The 14246-nt window shown below is 57.7% G+C and carries 17 protein-coding genes; 7 read left to right on the forward strand and 10 right to left on the reverse strand.

The annotated features are described in order from the left end of the window. Window positions 1–103 precede the first annotated feature (103 nt). A complete protein-coding gene (locus tag EV660_RS12715; protein WP_071480357.1) occupies window positions 104–760 on the forward strand; it encodes a flagellar hook capping FlgD N-terminal domain-containing protein in 657 nt (218 codons plus the stop codon). Window positions 761–903: 143 nt separating this feature from the next. Here the strand turns inward: EV660_RS12715 and hemP are convergent, their stop codons facing one another. Further along, on the reverse strand, window positions 904–1071 hold the full coding sequence (hemP, locus tag EV660_RS12720) for a hemin uptake protein HemP (RefSeq protein ID WP_084634812.1): 168 nt from the start codon (window positions 1069–1071) through the stop codon (window positions 904–906). 205 nt (window positions 1072–1276) lie between these two features. On the opposite strand from hemP, the gene EV660_RS12725 reads away from it, so the two are divergent. The 4 genes from EV660_RS12725 (at window position 1277) to ggpS (ending at window position 5074) form a co-directional block, all read left to right on the forward strand. Beyond that, window positions 1277–2257, forward strand: a complete 981-nt coding sequence (locus tag EV660_RS12725) for a type I glyceraldehyde-3-phosphate dehydrogenase (protein WP_071480359.1) — start codon at window positions 1277–1279, stop codon at window positions 2255–2257. A 164-nt stretch (window positions 2258–2421) separates the two neighbouring features. After that, window positions 2422–2628: a cold-shock protein gene (locus EV660_RS12730; RefSeq protein WP_071470477.1), complete on the forward strand. Its 207-nt coding sequence runs from the start codon at window positions 2422–2424 to the stop codon at window positions 2626–2628. A gap of 137 nt (window positions 2629–2765) precedes the next feature. Next, a complete protein-coding gene (locus EV660_RS12735) occupies window positions 2766–3548 on the forward strand; it encodes an HAD-IIB family hydrolase (RefSeq protein WP_071480360.1) in 783 nt (260 codons plus the stop codon). Continuing rightward, on the forward strand, window positions 3545–5074 hold the full coding sequence (ggpS, locus tag EV660_RS12740) for a glucosylglycerol-phosphate synthase (RefSeq protein WP_071480361.1): 1530 nt from the start codon (window positions 3545–3547) through the stop codon (window positions 5072–5074). Before EV660_RS12735 ends, ggpS begins: the two co-directional genes overlap by 4 nt. An 11-nt stretch (window positions 5075–5085) precedes the next feature. Here the strand turns inward: ggpS and mnhG are convergent, their stop codons facing one another. Genes mnhG through mbhE form a run of 7 tightly spaced genes read right to left on the reverse strand, consistent with a single transcriptional unit; the run spans window position 5086 to window position 10748 of the window. Beyond that, a complete protein-coding gene (gene mnhG / locus EV660_RS12745; protein ID WP_071480362.1) occupies window positions 5086–5394 on the reverse strand; it encodes a monovalent cation/H(+) antiporter subunit G in 309 nt (102 codons plus the stop codon). Continuing rightward, window positions 5391–5717, reverse strand: coding sequence for an MrpF/PhaF family protein (locus EV660_RS12750; RefSeq protein WP_071480363.1), 327 nt, complete (start codon window positions 5715–5717; stop codon window positions 5391–5393). Before EV660_RS12750 ends, mnhG begins: the two co-directional genes overlap by 4 nt. Next, window positions 5714–6193 (reverse strand): Na+/H+ antiporter subunit E, encoded by a 480-nt coding sequence (locus tag EV660_RS12755; RefSeq protein ID WP_071480364.1) that lies wholly within the window; start codon window positions 6191–6193, stop codon window positions 5714–5716. The genes EV660_RS12750 and EV660_RS12755 overlap by 4 nt, the downstream gene beginning before the upstream one ends. Further along, on the reverse strand, window positions 6190–7689 hold the full coding sequence (locus EV660_RS12760) for a Na+/H+ antiporter subunit D (RefSeq protein WP_071480365.1): 1500 nt from the start codon (window positions 7687–7689) through the stop codon (window positions 6190–6192). The genes EV660_RS12755 and EV660_RS12760 overlap by 4 nt, the downstream gene beginning before the upstream one ends. Then, window positions 7686–8051: a Na+/H+ antiporter subunit C gene (locus EV660_RS12765; protein WP_071480366.1), complete on the reverse strand. Its 366-nt coding sequence runs from the start codon at window positions 8049–8051 to the stop codon at window positions 7686–7688. Before EV660_RS12765 ends, EV660_RS12760 begins: the two co-directional genes overlap by 4 nt. Before the next feature lies 1 nt (window position 8052). Next, the gene (locus EV660_RS12770; RefSeq protein WP_071480367.1) at window positions 8053–8475 is read right to left on the reverse strand and encodes an MnhB domain-containing protein; all 423 of its coding nucleotides are present in this window, start codon (window positions 8473–8475) and stop codon (window positions 8053–8055) included. Further along, window positions 8472–10748: a hydrogen gas-evolving membrane-bound hydrogenase subunit E gene (mbhE, locus tag EV660_RS12775; RefSeq protein ID WP_071480368.1), complete on the reverse strand. Its 2277-nt coding sequence runs from the start codon at window positions 10746–10748 to the stop codon at window positions 8472–8474. The genes EV660_RS12770 and mbhE overlap by 4 nt, the downstream gene beginning before the upstream one ends. A gap of 329 nt (window positions 10749–11077) precedes the next feature. On the opposite strand from mbhE, the gene EV660_RS12780 reads away from it, so the two are divergent. Together EV660_RS12780 and EV660_RS12785 are read left to right on the forward strand one after the other, a co-directional pair. After that, entirely contained in the window at window positions 11078–11380 is a 303-nt protein-coding gene (locus tag EV660_RS12780) for a hypothetical protein (RefSeq protein ID WP_134013938.1), read from the forward strand. Window positions 11381–11390: 10 nt separating this feature from the next. Then, a complete protein-coding gene (locus EV660_RS12785) occupies window positions 11391–12383 on the forward strand; it encodes a P1 family peptidase (protein WP_071480370.1) in 993 nt (330 codons plus the stop codon). 76 nt (window positions 12384–12459) lie between these two features. On the opposite strand, the gene EV660_RS12790 is transcribed toward EV660_RS12785, so the two are convergent. Both EV660_RS12790 and EV660_RS12795 read right to left on the reverse strand, forming a co-directional pair. Beyond that, window positions 12460–13386, reverse strand: a complete 927-nt coding sequence (locus EV660_RS12790) for an electron transfer flavoprotein subunit alpha/FixB family protein (protein ID WP_071480371.1) — start codon at window positions 13384–13386, stop codon at window positions 12460–12462. After that, a complete protein-coding gene (locus tag EV660_RS12795) occupies window positions 13386–14147 on the reverse strand; it encodes an electron transfer flavoprotein subunit beta/FixA family protein (RefSeq protein ID WP_071480372.1) in 762 nt (253 codons plus the stop codon). Before EV660_RS12795 ends, EV660_RS12790 begins: the two co-directional genes overlap by 1 nt. Window positions 14148–14246 lie beyond the last annotated feature (99 nt).

Here is a 14246-nt window from a genome sequence, read left to right on the forward strand (position 1 = left end):
TGCAGAACAGGAGTAAGTACAGAGATATGGACGTGCGCACACTTCCAAGGCCGCTTCAGGCTGGCCGATCTGATGTCTGGTTACGAAAGGAACAATCTGTTTGATGGACATGCATTTGCAACCTGCTTCGGTGGGCAGGACAGAGGCTGGCGGGCTTGCCAGTCCAAAGGCGCAGAATTCTGAGATTTCAAGTGATTTTCAGACTTTCCTGCGCATGCTGACTGCTCAAATCCAGAATCAAAACCCACTGGAGCCGATTGAGGCCTCTGATTTTGCGGTTCAACTCGCAACCTTTTCGGGGGTGGAGCAACAGGTCAGAACCAATGAACTGCTGACACAGCTTACCACAAGGCTTGGGTTGTCGGAGTTGGCCAATTGGGTTGGGCGGGATGCATTGACCCCCGCGCCGCAATTTGTTGACGGATCGTCCCTGCGCCTGATCCCCCCTGATATGCAAGGTTCAGATCGCGCAGATCTGGTGCTGCGTGACCCTGATGGGCAAGAAGCTGCGCGCTATGCCGTCTCTCCCGGCGCACGAGAGATCCTTTTCGAGGCGCCCCATCAGAGCGAGGGGGGGCCGCGCACTGGCTACTACACTTTCGAGATTGAAGGTTTCCGGGGAGGCGAGAAAGTTGTCGCCGCGCCAGCGCTTGGATATTCGCGCATTCTGGAGGCGCGCAACGATGCCGGACAGGTCTTTCTTGTCCTTGAAGGCGGCCATCAAATCGATAGCACGGATGTTGCTGGCCTGCGGGAGTAACTCGCCCTGTTAGTCCGCAGTTGACTGAACGGGGCCTGCGCGGCTCTGGGCGCGGGATGGGCCGTGACAATGGCACCTGCGATGCACCTGTCACCTGATGCCCGCGCCGAAGGGGACCAAGCCGGTCGCAAAAATGCTTTGGGTTACTTTGTCAGGATCAGCTTGCCCGCGCGTGTGATGCGCAACTGATATATCTTTCCATCAAGCAGGATTTGCGCATGGCCGCTACCTTTCGTAAGGGTATAGGCATCATGGACTGGCGGTGTGGCGGGGAAGGGTTGAATGCGTGAGGGCGAAGTCATGGCGTTCATGGTGGGGCTCCGTTGGTGGGTTTCGCGTCACGCTGGCTGATTCGCTGGCTGGTTGAAGCAAATATGATAAAAATACTCGGGAAAGTAAAGACCAACCAAAAAACTTGGTTTTTCGGTGGTTGGAAAGATCTTGTGCTGCAAGACCTTGCGGATGCTTGGAAAATCGGTCCATGTGCATGTACGGATCGGCGCAGGGGGATAGATCATGCATCGCGTTGCAATCAACGGGTTTGGCCGTATCGGACGGACTGTCCTTCGCGCCTGGTTGCAAGGGCGTTGGCCCGAGTTGGAGATCGTGGCGATAAATGACATCGCCAGCCCCGAAGACTGCGCCTATCTGTTTGAATATGACAGTGTATTCGGCCCTTTTCAGGGCGCCGTTCAACTGGAACAGAACAGGTTGATCGTGGCGGGTCACAGACTGCGGCTGACACATGCAGCGGATTTGTCGGATCTGGACCTGTCCGACATCGATCTTGTCATGGAGTGTACCGGGCGCGCGGACCGCACGGAAGTGGCCCGGCGTGGATTGCGTGCCGGGGCTGATCGAGTGTTGATTTCCGGCCCGTCTGACGCTGCCGAAGCAACCCTGGTGATTGGTGCGAACGAACATCTGCTTGATGCCGGGCACAAGCTTATTTCGAATGCGTCCTGCACAACAAATGCGCTCGCACCGCTTGCGCGGATGCTGAATGATCTCTGGGGGATTGAAACCGGGTTCATGACAACCGTGCATTGTTATACTGGCAGCCAGCCGACAGTCGATGCGCCGCGCGGTGACCCCGCGCGCTCACGCGCGGCGGCGTTGTCGATGGTGCCAACGACGACAAGTGCGCAGCGGCTGGTTGAGCGCGTCTTGCCGGAATTGAGCGGGCGTTTGCTTGGTGCTGCAATTCGTGTTCCAACGGCCTCTGTCTCGGCGGTGGATCTCTGTGTGACCCTGTCAAAACCAGCGTGTGTTGATGAGATTAATCACGCAGTGCGCGAGGCTGGTGGTGTCATCGGCTGGACTGACAAGCCGTTGGTTTCAAGCGATCTTCGCGCACGTTCGGAAAGTATTGTGATGGCGTTGCCAGAAACACAGATGACAGCCGCGGGGATGCTGCGTGTGATGGGATGGTATGATAATGAGTGGGGGTTTTCGTGCCGTATGCTGGATATGGCCTGTCGGATTGCAAGGCTCTGACATGTGTTGCCCCTTGCAAATTCATAAGAAAACGCGTATTCTATAAACGCGACGTTACCACTATCGACCACTGTTCTCCGTCTGAGGCCGCAGTCACTTCGATCTTGCACTGACTGAGCCGGGCTGCCGCATAGTGTGGGCAGCATAATGACAGGAGCTTTCACATGGCCAACGGCACAGTGAAATGGTTTAACGCCACCAAGGGTTACGGCTTTATCCAGCCCGAAGGCGGATCCAAGGACGTATTTGTTCACATTTCCGCAGTCGAGCGCGCTGGTCTGCGTGGTCTGGACGATGGTCAGAAGGTCACTTTTGATCTGGAAAAAAGCCGCGATGGCCGCGAGTCCGCGAGCAATATCGCGCTGGCCTAACGCCAACGCCTTTACGCGCTGCGTATAAAATACACGAGGCCGCCCAATTTTTGGGCGGTTTTTTTGTTTTAAAGTTTTTTCCTGACTTATCGCGCCTGCGACTTGGCCAATGTGCATGTGGCCTCTAGCTGTAAGATATGCAAACCGTGCACGAAGTTTCCAAACTTGCGACCGAATGCGAAATGGTCCTCGCAACCGATCTGGATGGGACGTTTCTAGGTGGCAGTGTCGCGCATCGGCGTTCGCTGTATGACTGGGTGCGCGACCATTATCCAGCAGTGCGCCTTGTCTTTGTGAGCGGGCGTGACCCGGAATTCATATCCCAGCTTTGCGCAGATGGGGCGGTGCCGGCACCCGAATACGTCATCGGCGATGTGGGCACCACAATCGCCCGGTTCAATGAAGGCGTTGTGCAGCCCATCCCGGCACTGGAAGCGCCGATCGTGCGACGCTGGCATGGTATGGCCGAATTGGTGCGCACACGGCTTGCGGGGGTGCGCGGATTATGGATGCAACCGACTTCCTTCCGTCACCGCCTGTCGTACCAATATGATGAAAGATTCGACGCAGCCGCCTTGCAAGTCCTGGACGGGATAGAGGTGGATGTCCTGATCTCTCATGGGTGTTTTGTCGATATTCTGCCCAAGGGTGTCAGCAAGGGGCCATCGCTTTTGCGGTTGATTGATCATCTGAAGCTGCCGCGCGCGCGGGTGCTGGTTGCGGGTGATACGCTGAATGACTTGTCCATGTTTCAGACGGGCCTGCATGGCGCGGTCGTCGGTGGTGCAGAGCAGGAATTGCTGGACGCGACCCGCCAGCTGCCCTTGGCCTATCACTGCCGCACGCCAGGTGCTGGAGGGATACTGGAGGCCATTCGCGCACATGCGCTTTTTCCCAAAACCCCTGAGGAGTGGACATGAAATCTGACCTTGTCATTGTGTATCACCGTCAACCCTATGAAGAGGTCGTAACCGACGCGGGTGTCGAATATCGGGAGCATTCCAGCCCGAACGGTATTGTACCAACGCTAAAGGGTTTTCTGGGAAAAGCAAAGCGTGGTGCCTGGGTTGCGTGGAAAGAGGCCGAAGACACGTCTGCCCCGGGCTTTGACCCGGTGATCGAGATTACCGACAGCTACGGCACCTATGATGTCAGCCGCCTGCCTTTGACAGCTGAACAGGTGCGCAGTTTCTATCATGTCACCTCGAAAGTGGCCTTCTGGCCAATTCTGCATGGTTTTAAGGAGCGGTATAATTACGATCCGGTTGACTGGCCTGCATTTCGGTCGGTCAACTGGGCCTTTGCAGAAGCCGCCGCAGAGCAGGCAACCGATGACGCGGTGATCTGGATTCATGATTATAACCTGTGGTTGGTGCCGGGCTATCTGCGACAGTTGAAACCCAATGCCACGATCTGTTTTTTCCATCACACACCTTTTCCAGGGCCGGATATGTTCAATGTCCTGCCGTGGCGGGGCGAGATTATCGACAGTTTGTTGGCTTGCGATTCTGTCGGGTTCCATATCCCACGATATGCGCAGAATTTCGCGGCTGTCGTGCGCAGCCTGACAGGGGCGCAACTGGTCGAGGAATGTGCGACACCCACCACACTCGCCGCAGCAGGGGGCGCGCTGAATGATCGCCGTATGCCCCTGACGTTGGAATATTTCGGAAATCAGATCAGCATTCACACGCGGCCTGTGGGGGTGAATTTCGACTATATCGAACGCCTTTCAAAAACCCCCGAAGTGCGAGAGAGATATGCGGCGATCCGACAGGAAATAGGGGACTGCAAGCTGATCCTGTCTGTGTCTCGGACTGATTACACCAAGGGCAATATCGAGCAGTTGGAGGCTTTCGCGCGCCTGCTGGAACGCAGGCCGGACCTGCATGGCAAGGTTCGGCTGATGCTGGTTTCTGTCGGGGCCAATCGTAACATGACCGCCTATGCCGAGATACAGGAGCGTATAGAGGCACTGACCGGGCGGATCAACGGCAGTTACGGCAGTCTGGAATGGCAGCCGGTCGCGCTGATCTCTCAGGCGATACCGCTGGCGCAGTTGGTGGCGTATTACGCGGCGGCAGATATCGCGTCTATTACACCGCTTGCGGATGGGTTGAATCTTGTCGCGTCCGAACTCTGCGCCGCGCAAGACCTGACACGACCTGGCGTGCTGATATTGTCGGAATTCGCGGGCTGTGCAGTGTTGCTGGACGGGGCCATCCCGGTCAATCCCTTCTCAAACGCGTCAATGGATGCGGCGCTGGATCAGGCCTTGACGATGGATATGGAAGAAGCGTCTTCCCGGATGGCAGCTTTGCGACGCTGCGCCAAGACATGGGACATATCCGCCTGGACGCAGGCAGAGCTTGCGCATTTCAAGACGTTACATGAAATGCGCAACACTACGCCCGATACCCAGGATGATGCGCGCCCCGCAGCCTGAGGCACGCTTGATTAGCTGTCTTTCTGCTCGCTCGCCTTGAGTTTGCGCATGACCCGTGCATGAGCGCGCCCAATCATATGCGCGGCAATCGGCGCGGTGAGCAGCAAAAACAGCGATGTTGCCACAACCTTGCTGAGCACCTCGCCAGAGCCTTCATGAAAGGCGAGGCCAACCAGCACAAGCAGTGCGCCCAAAGTTCCTGCTTTGGTCGAGGCGTGCATCCGTGTCAGAAGGTCAGGCAGGCGCACGATTCCGATGGCCGCAATCAAGACGAATGCCGCACCGGCGATCAGGAAGAGGCCAACAAGAATATCAATCATGTTTCCTGCTCCTCTTGTTTGGCGTGTTTCTGCTGGCTTTCGTCCAGTTCAAAGCGGCGTTCGGCATAGCGGGCCAGCGCGACTGTCGCAAGAAAGCCGACAAGTGCCAGAACGATGGCGACATCCAGAAATGACGGCTCGTCCATGAACACGGCATAAACGCCGCAAAACGAGATGATGGTGACCGTCATCATATCCAGCGCGACAACCCGGTCGGCCAGCGATGGCCCCTTGGCCAGCCTTACGAATGCGACTGCCATACCAAGCAAGATGAGCAACAAAGACAGTTGCGCGGCGAAGTTGAGAAAAGCAGAACCGGTCATTTCTCGAATACCCCCATAATCAGCCGCTCAAACCCGGTCTTGATATCGCGTGTGATTTCTTCGGCGTCATCACCGAACATGGCATGTACGATCAGCGTCTCGCGATCCTCGGTGACATCGACACTCAGGGTGCCCGGGGTCAACGAGATAAGGTTGGTCAGCAGCAGGATTTCAAAATCCGATTTCACTGTCAGCGGCACTTCGATCAATGCGGGCTTGTTCTGTGGCACAGGGCGGATCACATCCCATGCAACCTTGACCGATGACAGCAGCAATTCCCAGATAAAGAACAGCGCCAGATAAACCGAGCGCCAGAAGCGCTTGAAATACATCGCGTCGATACCCGTCAGCGGTTGCGAAATCCACAGTGCGAAAAAGCCAAGAACTGCGCCAGTGGCGAAGGACATGAAGCTGAAATCGCCTGTCATCGCCGCCCATGCAAAGGCCAGCAGCAGGTTTAGAAGAAGCCCATTCATGGCTGCACCCCCAGAACAGTGGTGACATAATCGCTTGGGTCCAGCAACTGTTCGGCCGCTGTTTGCGCAAATTGCACAAAGGGCTCAGGGTAGAAGCCGATCACGATGGTCATGGACGCAAGGGCGATAATCGGGATCATCATGGCAAGTGTCACGCGCGCAGGGGCGCGGTCCGGTGTCGGGTCGATCCCGTCAGGATGCGGCTTCCAGAAGGCCATGCCCCAGATCTTGGTCATTGAGAAGATCGTCAGCAAACCGACTAGAAGCGACACGAAGGCAATGAACCACGCATCCAGTTCCAGTGCGGCCTTGACGATAAGGTATTTCGCCCAGAAGCCCGACAAGGGCGGAAAGCCTGCAAGCGAAAAGGCGGGAATGATGAACAAGGCCGCCAGCAAGGGGGCGGATTTGTAAAGCCCCCCGATCCGGTTAAGGTCAGTGCTGCCCGCATACTGTTTGGCCAGACCAGCAACAAAGAACAGGTTCGCCTTCACGATGATGTGGTGCACCAGATAGAACACGCCCCCCATCAGCGCCAGCGGTGTGAACAGCGCCAGCCCCAGCGTCATATAGCCAATCTGGCTGATGATGTGGAAAGACAGGATCTTGCGGAAATCCGACTGTGCCGCCGCGCCGATAACGCCAGTAAACATTGTCAGCAGCGACACCCAGATCAGGATTTCATGCGTGAACCCCACATCGCCCACAAAAACAAGCGTGAACATGCGCATCAGCGCATAGACACCAACCTTGGTGAGCAACCCGGCAAAGACAGCAGATATGGTGAAGTACGGCGTGTGGTAGGACGCCGGCAACCAGAAGAATAGCGGAAACACCGCCGCTTTCACCCCGAAACCCACCATGAACATCATGGCGATTACGGTGATCAGCCCCTGATTTTCAGCATTGGCGACTGCTTCGCGCAGATCGGCCATGTTGAGCGTTCCGGTCACCCCGTACAAAAGCCCGATGCCCGACAGGAAAACCAGCGTCGAGACGAGGTTCAGCGCGACATATTTGATACCCGCATCCAACCGTTCCTTGCCGCCGCCAATCACCAGCAGCGAGAAGGAGGCGATAAGCATCACCTCGAACCAGACATAGAGGTTGAACAGGTCGCCCGTCAAGAATGCGCCTGTTACGCCTGCAATCAGAACCTGAAACAAGGCATAGAAGCCCAACGATTCAGTTTCTTCAGGGATTTCCCCAAGCGCATAGATGGCTGTTGCAAGCCCGGTTATGGCGGTGATGACGACCATGACCGCGCTCAGGTAGTCCGCTACCAATGTAATCCCGAAGGGCGCATTCCAGTTCGACATTTGTGCCGCAACCACGCCTTCATTAAGGACCGCAACCATCAACACAGCCGAGGCAACCAGCGACAGGGCAGACCCGGCTAAAGAAATCCAGCGTCCTGCCGGATAGTTACGCGCAAGATAGGCCACCACCGCCGTGACAAAGGGCACGGCGATGGGCATTACCAGAACCCAACTCATTTCGTCACGTCCTCCTTGGGTTCTGCAAACCGCATCTCGTCTGTATCGACTGTGTTCATGCGTCGATATCCTTCAAAGGCCAGTGCAAGGGTAAAGGCCAGCAGGCCGAACCCGATCACGATGGCTGTCAGCACAAGCGCCTGGGGCAGGGCGTTGCCCACAATCCCCAAAGGCGCATCTTCTCCGTAAGGCACCAATGCCGGCGCGCCCTTGGTCATACGACCAGAGGCAAAGATTGTCAGGTTGACCGCGTTTGACAGCAGGATCAGCCCGAACAGAAAGCGCATGAAATTGCGCGCCAGCATCAGATAGACCGAGCCAGCCGTCAGAACACCGATAACAATAGCAGTGAGGGCTTCCATCTCAGGTCTCCTCCTCGAATGCGTAGGTCAGCGACAGGATGCCGCCCAGAACCACCAGATAGACCCCGATATCAAACACCAGCACTGTGTTGATCGAGAAGACCGACGTCTCGTAGCTGTCGCCGCCCACCCAGTACCATTGGCCGGTAAAGAAGGGATCGCCCATGAAGAACGAGAACAAGCCAGCAAGCAAGGCAATGCCAAGCCCGACCATAGCAATCACTTCGGGTGAGATGCGCAGCGCAAGGCGGGCTTCGGCGGGGCCTGCCGCCAGTGAGTAGACGATGAACGCCACCGCCCCGATCAGCCCGCCGATAAAGCCGCCACCGGGCAAGTGGTGCCCGCGCAGCAGCATGAACAGTGAGAACACGAACAAAAGCGCCACCAGCAGTCGCGCGGCGGCGGTGAAGATGATGGAGTTCATTCTTTCTCTCCTTTTGCGGCGCGGGCTTTTGCAGCCCCTTTCAGCAGCACAAAGGCCCCGAGCGCGGCAATGATGACAACCGCAATCTCGCCAAACGTATCCAGCGTGCGGAAGTCCACAAGAATGACATTGACGATGTTGCGCCCGAAGGCTTCGGTCCAGCTTGCGGCCTCGAAGAATTCTGTCAGGCGGCGGTCAAAGGGTTGATCAACCACAAGCAACAGCACGATTGTTGTCAAAACCCCGACTGTCGTTGCCAATGCGGCATTTGCAAAGCTGTGCTTCTGGGTGCCGCTTGGGTCCAGGTTGGGCATTTTCAGGAAAGCCAGCGCCAGCAATACCACCACCAGCAATTCGACCAGCAATTGTGTGATTGCCACATCGGGCGCGGAATACATGATGAATATCAGCGCCACGCCGATGCCCACCACCCCAAGCGCAACCAGCGCGACGATACGCGACGAGGTCAGCAATACAAGCACAGTGCCTGCAACAATCAGTGCGGCGACGCCCCATTCCATGAAGCCAAGACCTGCAAAACCAAGAGTCAACCCGCCGACATTGCGCGTAAGCAGCGTGACCAGAACAGTTGCCGCGAACACGGAGAATGTTGCGAACATATACTGGCGCAACACCCCGGTCTGGATAAGCTTGGTCTGGCCCTTGGCCAATGCCATGAATTTCTCCAGAAACACATCCCAGCCCGCATCCAGATCAGGGCCGCGCGCTTCGATCCGCGCAAGGCGGTCGCGCAGTGCCTGATGCTTGAGATAGATGACAAAGCCCAAGGCAAAGGTCACAAGGCTAAGAAGCAGGGGCAGGTTGAACCCGGCCCATAGCTTGACCCGCCCACCTGTATCCGGCGCACCCATAACGGCGGCCACGGCAGGCTCGATCAGGTAATAGGCGCTAAGCCCCGGTAGCAAGCCAAAGAGCAGGCCCAGAACGCCCAGAACCACGGGCCCAAGCAGCATGGGCCACGGCCCTTCATGCGGCGTATGCGGCAACTTTCCCTGTGGTCCGTAGAATGGCTTGTAGGCGACAATGCCCGCCACCGCGAACATGAGCGCAAAGGCCACCAGCGCCATAGGCACAACAAAGATCATCAGCCGCATTTCCAGTGCGCCCGCATAGGCGACCTCTTTGGCGATAAAGCCCAGAAACGGTGGAATTCCTGCCATTGCCAGCCCGGCAAGTGCCGCCGCTGCACCCGTGATCGGCATGGCCTTGGCCAGACCGCCCAGCAGATTTGCGTCCCGCGTTCCAGTGCTGTGGTCAATGATGCCGATGGTCAGGAACAAGCCTGCCTTATACAGCGAATGCACCAGTAGGAAGGTCATGGCTGCCGTGATTGCATAGCCGGTGGACCCAGCAAGGAACATGACCAGCGTGCCAAGTGCCATTAGAGTCGTATAGGCCAGCGTCTGCTTCAGGTCGGTCTGGCGCAGCGCCATGAATGAGGCGAAGACGGCTGTCACTGCGCCAAAAATCGACAGAATCCAGATCCACAGATCGCTACCAGACAAGGCCGGATGCGTGCGCGCCAGCAGGTAGACACCCGCCTTTACCATCGTGGCCGAGTGCAGATAGGCCGATACAGGCGTGGGCGCGGCCATTGCATTGGGCAACCAGAAATGGAACGGCACCTGCGCCGACTTGGTAAAGGCCCCCGCAAGCACGAAGAACAGGATCAGCGTGTAGTATTCTTGCCCCACCAGAGAGCCGGACGCGTTGATCTGCGACATCTCGAAGGTGCCCTGCGTGATCCCGATCATGATGAATCCAGCCAGCAGCGCAAGCCCGCCCGCCGCTGTAAGCAAAAGCGCCTGTAGCGCGTTGCGGCGCGATTTCGGGTCTGTGTGCGAGAAGCCGATCAACAGATAGGATGTAAAGGTCGTCAATTCCCAGAATACAAACAGCGCAATCAGGTTATCGGCCAGCACCAGCCCCAGCATCGACAGCATGAAACTGAACAGATACAGCGCGAAACGGTCGTATTGCGGATGACCGGCCAGATATTTCGCAGCATAAAGCATGACCATCGCGCCAATGCCGGTGATCAGCAGCGCGAACATCAGGCTAAGGCCATCAATCCAGAATGTCAGATTGACATCCAGACTGGGGATCCACGGGATCACCCAGCGCACAGGATCGCCAGCAGCGATGCCCGGCAGATATTGCAGGAAAAACACGAATAGAAGTGCTGTTATGGCTGACGTGCCGATACCGGAAACAGATTTCCACGGCGCATTGGGGTCCGAATGATCCGCCATCTTTGGGGTCGGGCTCCTTTGATTGAACATGTCAGGGTGGTGGTGTGCCGACCCATTACCTAAATCTTCGGGGCGCTTTTTCCCATCTTGGGACAGATTTCACAATTGGAATCGTCAGGAATTTTTCGAAAACTGGCGCGGTTGTTACGCCTGAGGCTATCCGATGGGCCGTTGCGCCACTTTCTCGCGCGGGTTAACACTATGTCCTGTGCCGTCTGGCATCAGCATCGAACGGTGAGTTTCATGCGTATAAGCGCTGTCATCCGCGTGACCAAAGCGCGCGACAAGAACAATGCTGCTGCCTCATGAGTGTGCAGCGGTTGGACGCGATGATCGAAGTCGTTGCGCAGGCGATTTGCGACCCGGCTCAGGCCCTTGATCAGGTTCCACACAGCTTGGCAGTGCAATGGCCCGATGCGCCAGCTTTGGAACTAACTGTCGCGCTCGCCTCGGCTGCGGATGCGGCGCAGGTTGTGTTTGAAGAGGTGGGGGAAACCGGACAGCGTGCCCAACATGTCTGGCGCTTGGCGGCGATGGTCGCGGCGGATGTGCATTACGTTATGCTTGGCAAGGCAGGTGCATGTACTGCGGCTGATCTTCTGGCTTTCTGGCAGCGCGAGGACTGCACATGAGCGGTGAAACATGACCGAGGCACCGGGACCGCGCAACCTGATAACCGATGTCGCCGGGCTGCGTGTTGGTCATAGTCATGAGCGCGCATTGCGCAGTGGCGTCACAGTGCTTTGTGCCGACATGCCTTTGCGCGCGGGCGTCCATGTCATGGGCGGGGCGCCGGGCGCGCGAGAGACAGAGCTTCTTGCCCCAGACCGGCTGGTGCAAAAGGTGGATGCCCTCGTTCTGTCTGGGGGGTCGGCCTTCGGGCTGGACGCGGCATCTGGCGTCATGGAAGGGTTGCGCAAAATGGGGCGTGGCTTTCCTGTGGGCGATATGCGCGTGCCGATTGTTCCCGCTGCAATCCTGTTTGATCTGGCCAATGGTGGGGCCAAGGACTGGCTGCACAACCCCTATGCGGGCATGGGCCGCGCTGCACTGGATAACGCTACCCAAGGATTTGCGCTGGGCACAGCCGGGGCAGGTTATGGCGCCACGACAGCCCGGTTGAAGGGCGGAATCGGCTCTGCGTCTTGGGTGTTGGCCTCGGGCGTTACAGTTGGAGCGCTGGTGGCAGTGAACCCTGTGGGCTGTGTGACGATGGGGCAGGGGCCGGAATTCTGGGCGGCTCCGTTCGAATATGGGGGTGAATTTGGCGGGCTTGGCGTCGGAACTGCGGCACCCGTGCCGCTGACGAAACTGTCGCGCGAGGCGACGACCATCGCAATTGTCGCAACAGATGCAGCCCTTGATCAGGCGCAGCTTACCCGCATGGCAATTGCGGCGCATGACGGCATCGCGCGGGCGATTGTGCCATCACACACGCTATTTGACGGCGATCTGGTTTTTGCTGTTTCAACCGCTGCCAAACCGAAGGTAGAGGCACCCGCATTGCTGGAGATCGGCCATGCGGCATCAACCTGTCTCGCGCGCGCGATCGCGCGGGGCGTGTATGAGGCGGAGGCGTTGCCAGATGATGCGCTGCCAAGCTGGAGGGCGCGCTTTGGAATCGGCAACGAATAAACCGCCTTTGCTTGGGTATCTTGCATGACAAAGGCCGCCCTATTAGGGGCGGCCCTGATCTGGCAAGTAAATGCGCTCAGAGTTTCTCGGTCAGTTCCGGCACCAGTGTGAACAGATCGCCGACCAGCCCGTAATCGGCCACCTGAAAGATCGGTGCTTCCTCATCCTTGTTGATCGCAACGATGATCTTGCTGTCTTTCATGCCTGCAAGGTGCTGGATCGCGCCAGAGATACCGACTGCGATATACAGGTCCGGGGCCACGACCTTGCCGGTCTGGCCAACCTGCCAATCATTGGGGGCATAGCCCGAATCGACCGCCGCACGCGATGCACCTACTGCCGCGCCCAGCTTGTCGGCCAACCCTTCGATGATCTTGAAATCATCTTCGGACCCGACGCCACGCCCGCCCGAGACAACAACCTTGGCCGAAGTCAGTTCGGGGCGGTCACTGGCGGCAACCTTATCCTCGACCCAATCGGACAGGCCGGGATTCGGGGCCGCGCTGATCGCCTCAACATTTGCCGACCCGCCCTGGCCCGCCGCCTCGAAGCTGGAGGTGCGGAAAGAGATGACTTTGGTCGCATCCGAGGATTTGACGGTCTGGATCGCGTTGCCTGCATAGATCGGGCGCTCGAATGTGTCTGCGTCGACGACGCCTGACACATCCGACAGGATCATGACATCCAGCAAGGCCGCGACACGCGGCAGGATGTTTTTGGCATCGGTCGTGGCTGGTGCCACGATATGGCTGTAATCCCCCGCAAGCGACACGATCAGCGCTGCCGTGGGTTCGGCCAGCCTGTGCCCGAGCGAGGCATCCTCGGCGCAGAGCACTTTTGCCACACCGTCAATCTTGGCCGCATCTGCGGCCGCTGCTGACGCAGATGCCCCGGCGCAGAGCACCGTCACATCGCCAAGGGTTTTTGCCGCGGCGACCGCTTTTGATGTCGCGTCGATATTCAGCGCGCCATCGGTGACTTCTGCCAGAAGAAGAACCGCCATCAGATCACCCCCGCTTCGTCTTTGAGTTTCGCGACCAATTCGTCAACCGAGGCCACTTTTACACCCGCTGCACGTGCGGCGGGCTCGCTGGTCTTGACCACGCTCAGTCGCGGGCTGATATCGACGCCGTAATCGGCCGGTGTTTTTTCATCGAGCGGCTTTTTCTTGGCCTTCATGATATTGGGCAACGAGGCATAGCGCGGCTCGTTCAGGCGCAGATCAACGCTGACAATTGCAGGCAGCTTGACCTTGATGGTCTGCAAACCGCCATCAACCTCGCGCGTGACGATGGCATTCTCGCCCTCGATCTTGACTTCTGAGGCGAAGGTTGCCTGCGCCCAACCCGTCAATGCGCCCAGCATCTGGCCGGTTGCATTCATGTCATTGTCAATGGCCTGTTTGCCGCACAGCACCAAGCCGGGCTGTTCTTCGTCGATCACGGCCTTAAGCAGTTTTGCAACGGCCAGCGGTTCGATATCGGTATGCACATCGTCTGTGGCCACGATCACGATGGCGCGGTCCGCGCCCATCGCCAGCGCTGTGCGCAGTGTTTCCTGCGCCTGTTTCACACCAATGGAAACGGCTACGATTTCCGTGGCGACGCCGGCCTCTTTCAGGCGGATTGCCTCTTCGACAGCAATTTCGTCAAACGGATTCATCGACATTTTGACATTCGCCAGATCGACACCGCTGCCATCCGCCTTGACGCGGACTTTCACGTTATAGTCGATCACGCGCTTGACTGGCACGAGCACCTTCATCAGCGTGTTTCTCCCAATTTATTTCCTCAGGTGTTTGTAGCGGGGCGAGTCGGTGGAAAACAGTGCAAAATCGACGCATCTATCCCTAACGACGCCGCG

This window comes from Roseinatronobacter bogoriensis DSM 18756, from assembly GCF_004366635.1.
Lineage (GTDB): Bacteria > Pseudomonadota > Alphaproteobacteria > Rhodobacterales > Rhodobacteraceae > Roseinatronobacter > Roseinatronobacter bogoriensis.

Excerpts from the sequence above, each read along its gene's own strand:
- EV660_RS12730 (WP_071470477.1), top strand. The coding sequence starts at position 2,422 with ATGGCCAACGGCACAGTGAAATGGTTTAACGCCACCAAGGGTTACGGC.
- EV660_RS12755 (WP_071480364.1), bottom strand. The coding sequence starts at position 6,193 with ATGAATGGGCTTCTTCTAAACCTGCTGCTGGCCTTTGCATGGGCGGCG.
- EV660_RS12715 (WP_071480357.1), top strand. The coding sequence starts at position 104 with ATGGACATGCATTTGCAACCTGCTTCGGTGGGCAGGACAGAGGCTGGC.
- EV660_RS12780 (WP_134013938.1), top strand. The coding sequence starts at position 11,078 with ATGATCGAAGTCGTTGCGCAGGCGATTTGCGACCCGGCTCAGGCCCTT.
- ggpS (WP_071480361.1), top strand. The coding sequence starts at position 3,545 with ATGAAATCTGACCTTGTCATTGTGTATCACCGTCAACCCTATGAAGAG.
- EV660_RS12735 (WP_071480360.1), top strand. The coding sequence starts at position 2,766 with ATGCAAACCGTGCACGAAGTTTCCAAACTTGCGACCGAATGCGAAATG.
- EV660_RS12795 (WP_071480372.1), bottom strand. The coding sequence starts at position 14,147 with ATGAAGGTGCTCGTGCCAGTCAAGCGCGTGATCGACTATAACGTGAAA.
- hemP (WP_084634812.1), bottom strand. The coding sequence starts at position 1,071 with ATGAACGCCATGACTTCGCCCTCACGCATTCAACCCTTCCCCGCCACA.
- EV660_RS12785 (WP_071480370.1), top strand. The coding sequence starts at position 11,391 with ATGACCGAGGCACCGGGACCGCGCAACCTGATAACCGATGTCGCCGGG.
- EV660_RS12790 (WP_071480371.1), bottom strand. The coding sequence starts at position 13,386 with ATGGCGGTTCTTCTTCTGGCAGAAGTCACCGATGGCGCGCTGAATATC.
- mbhE (WP_071480368.1), bottom strand. The coding sequence starts at position 10,748 with ATGGCGGATCATTCGGACCCCAATGCGCCGTGGAAATCTGTTTCCGGT.
- EV660_RS12760 (WP_071480365.1), bottom strand. The coding sequence starts at position 7,689 with ATGAGTTGGGTTCTGGTAATGCCCATCGCCGTGCCCTTTGTCACGGCG.
- EV660_RS12725 (WP_071480359.1), top strand. The coding sequence starts at position 1,277 with ATGCATCGCGTTGCAATCAACGGGTTTGGCCGTATCGGACGGACTGTC.
- EV660_RS12765 (WP_071480366.1), bottom strand. The coding sequence starts at position 8,051 with ATGGAAGCCCTCACTGCTATTGTTATCGGTGTTCTGACGGCTGGCTCG.
- mnhG (WP_071480362.1), bottom strand. The coding sequence starts at position 5,394 with ATGATTGATATTCTTGTTGGCCTCTTCCTGATCGCCGGTGCGGCATTC.
- EV660_RS12770 (WP_071480367.1), bottom strand. The coding sequence starts at position 8,475 with ATGAACTCCATCATCTTCACCGCCGCCGCGCGACTGCTGGTGGCGCTT.
- EV660_RS12750 (WP_071480363.1), bottom strand. The coding sequence starts at position 5,717 with ATGACCGGTTCTGCTTTTCTCAACTTCGCCGCGCAACTGTCTTTGTTG.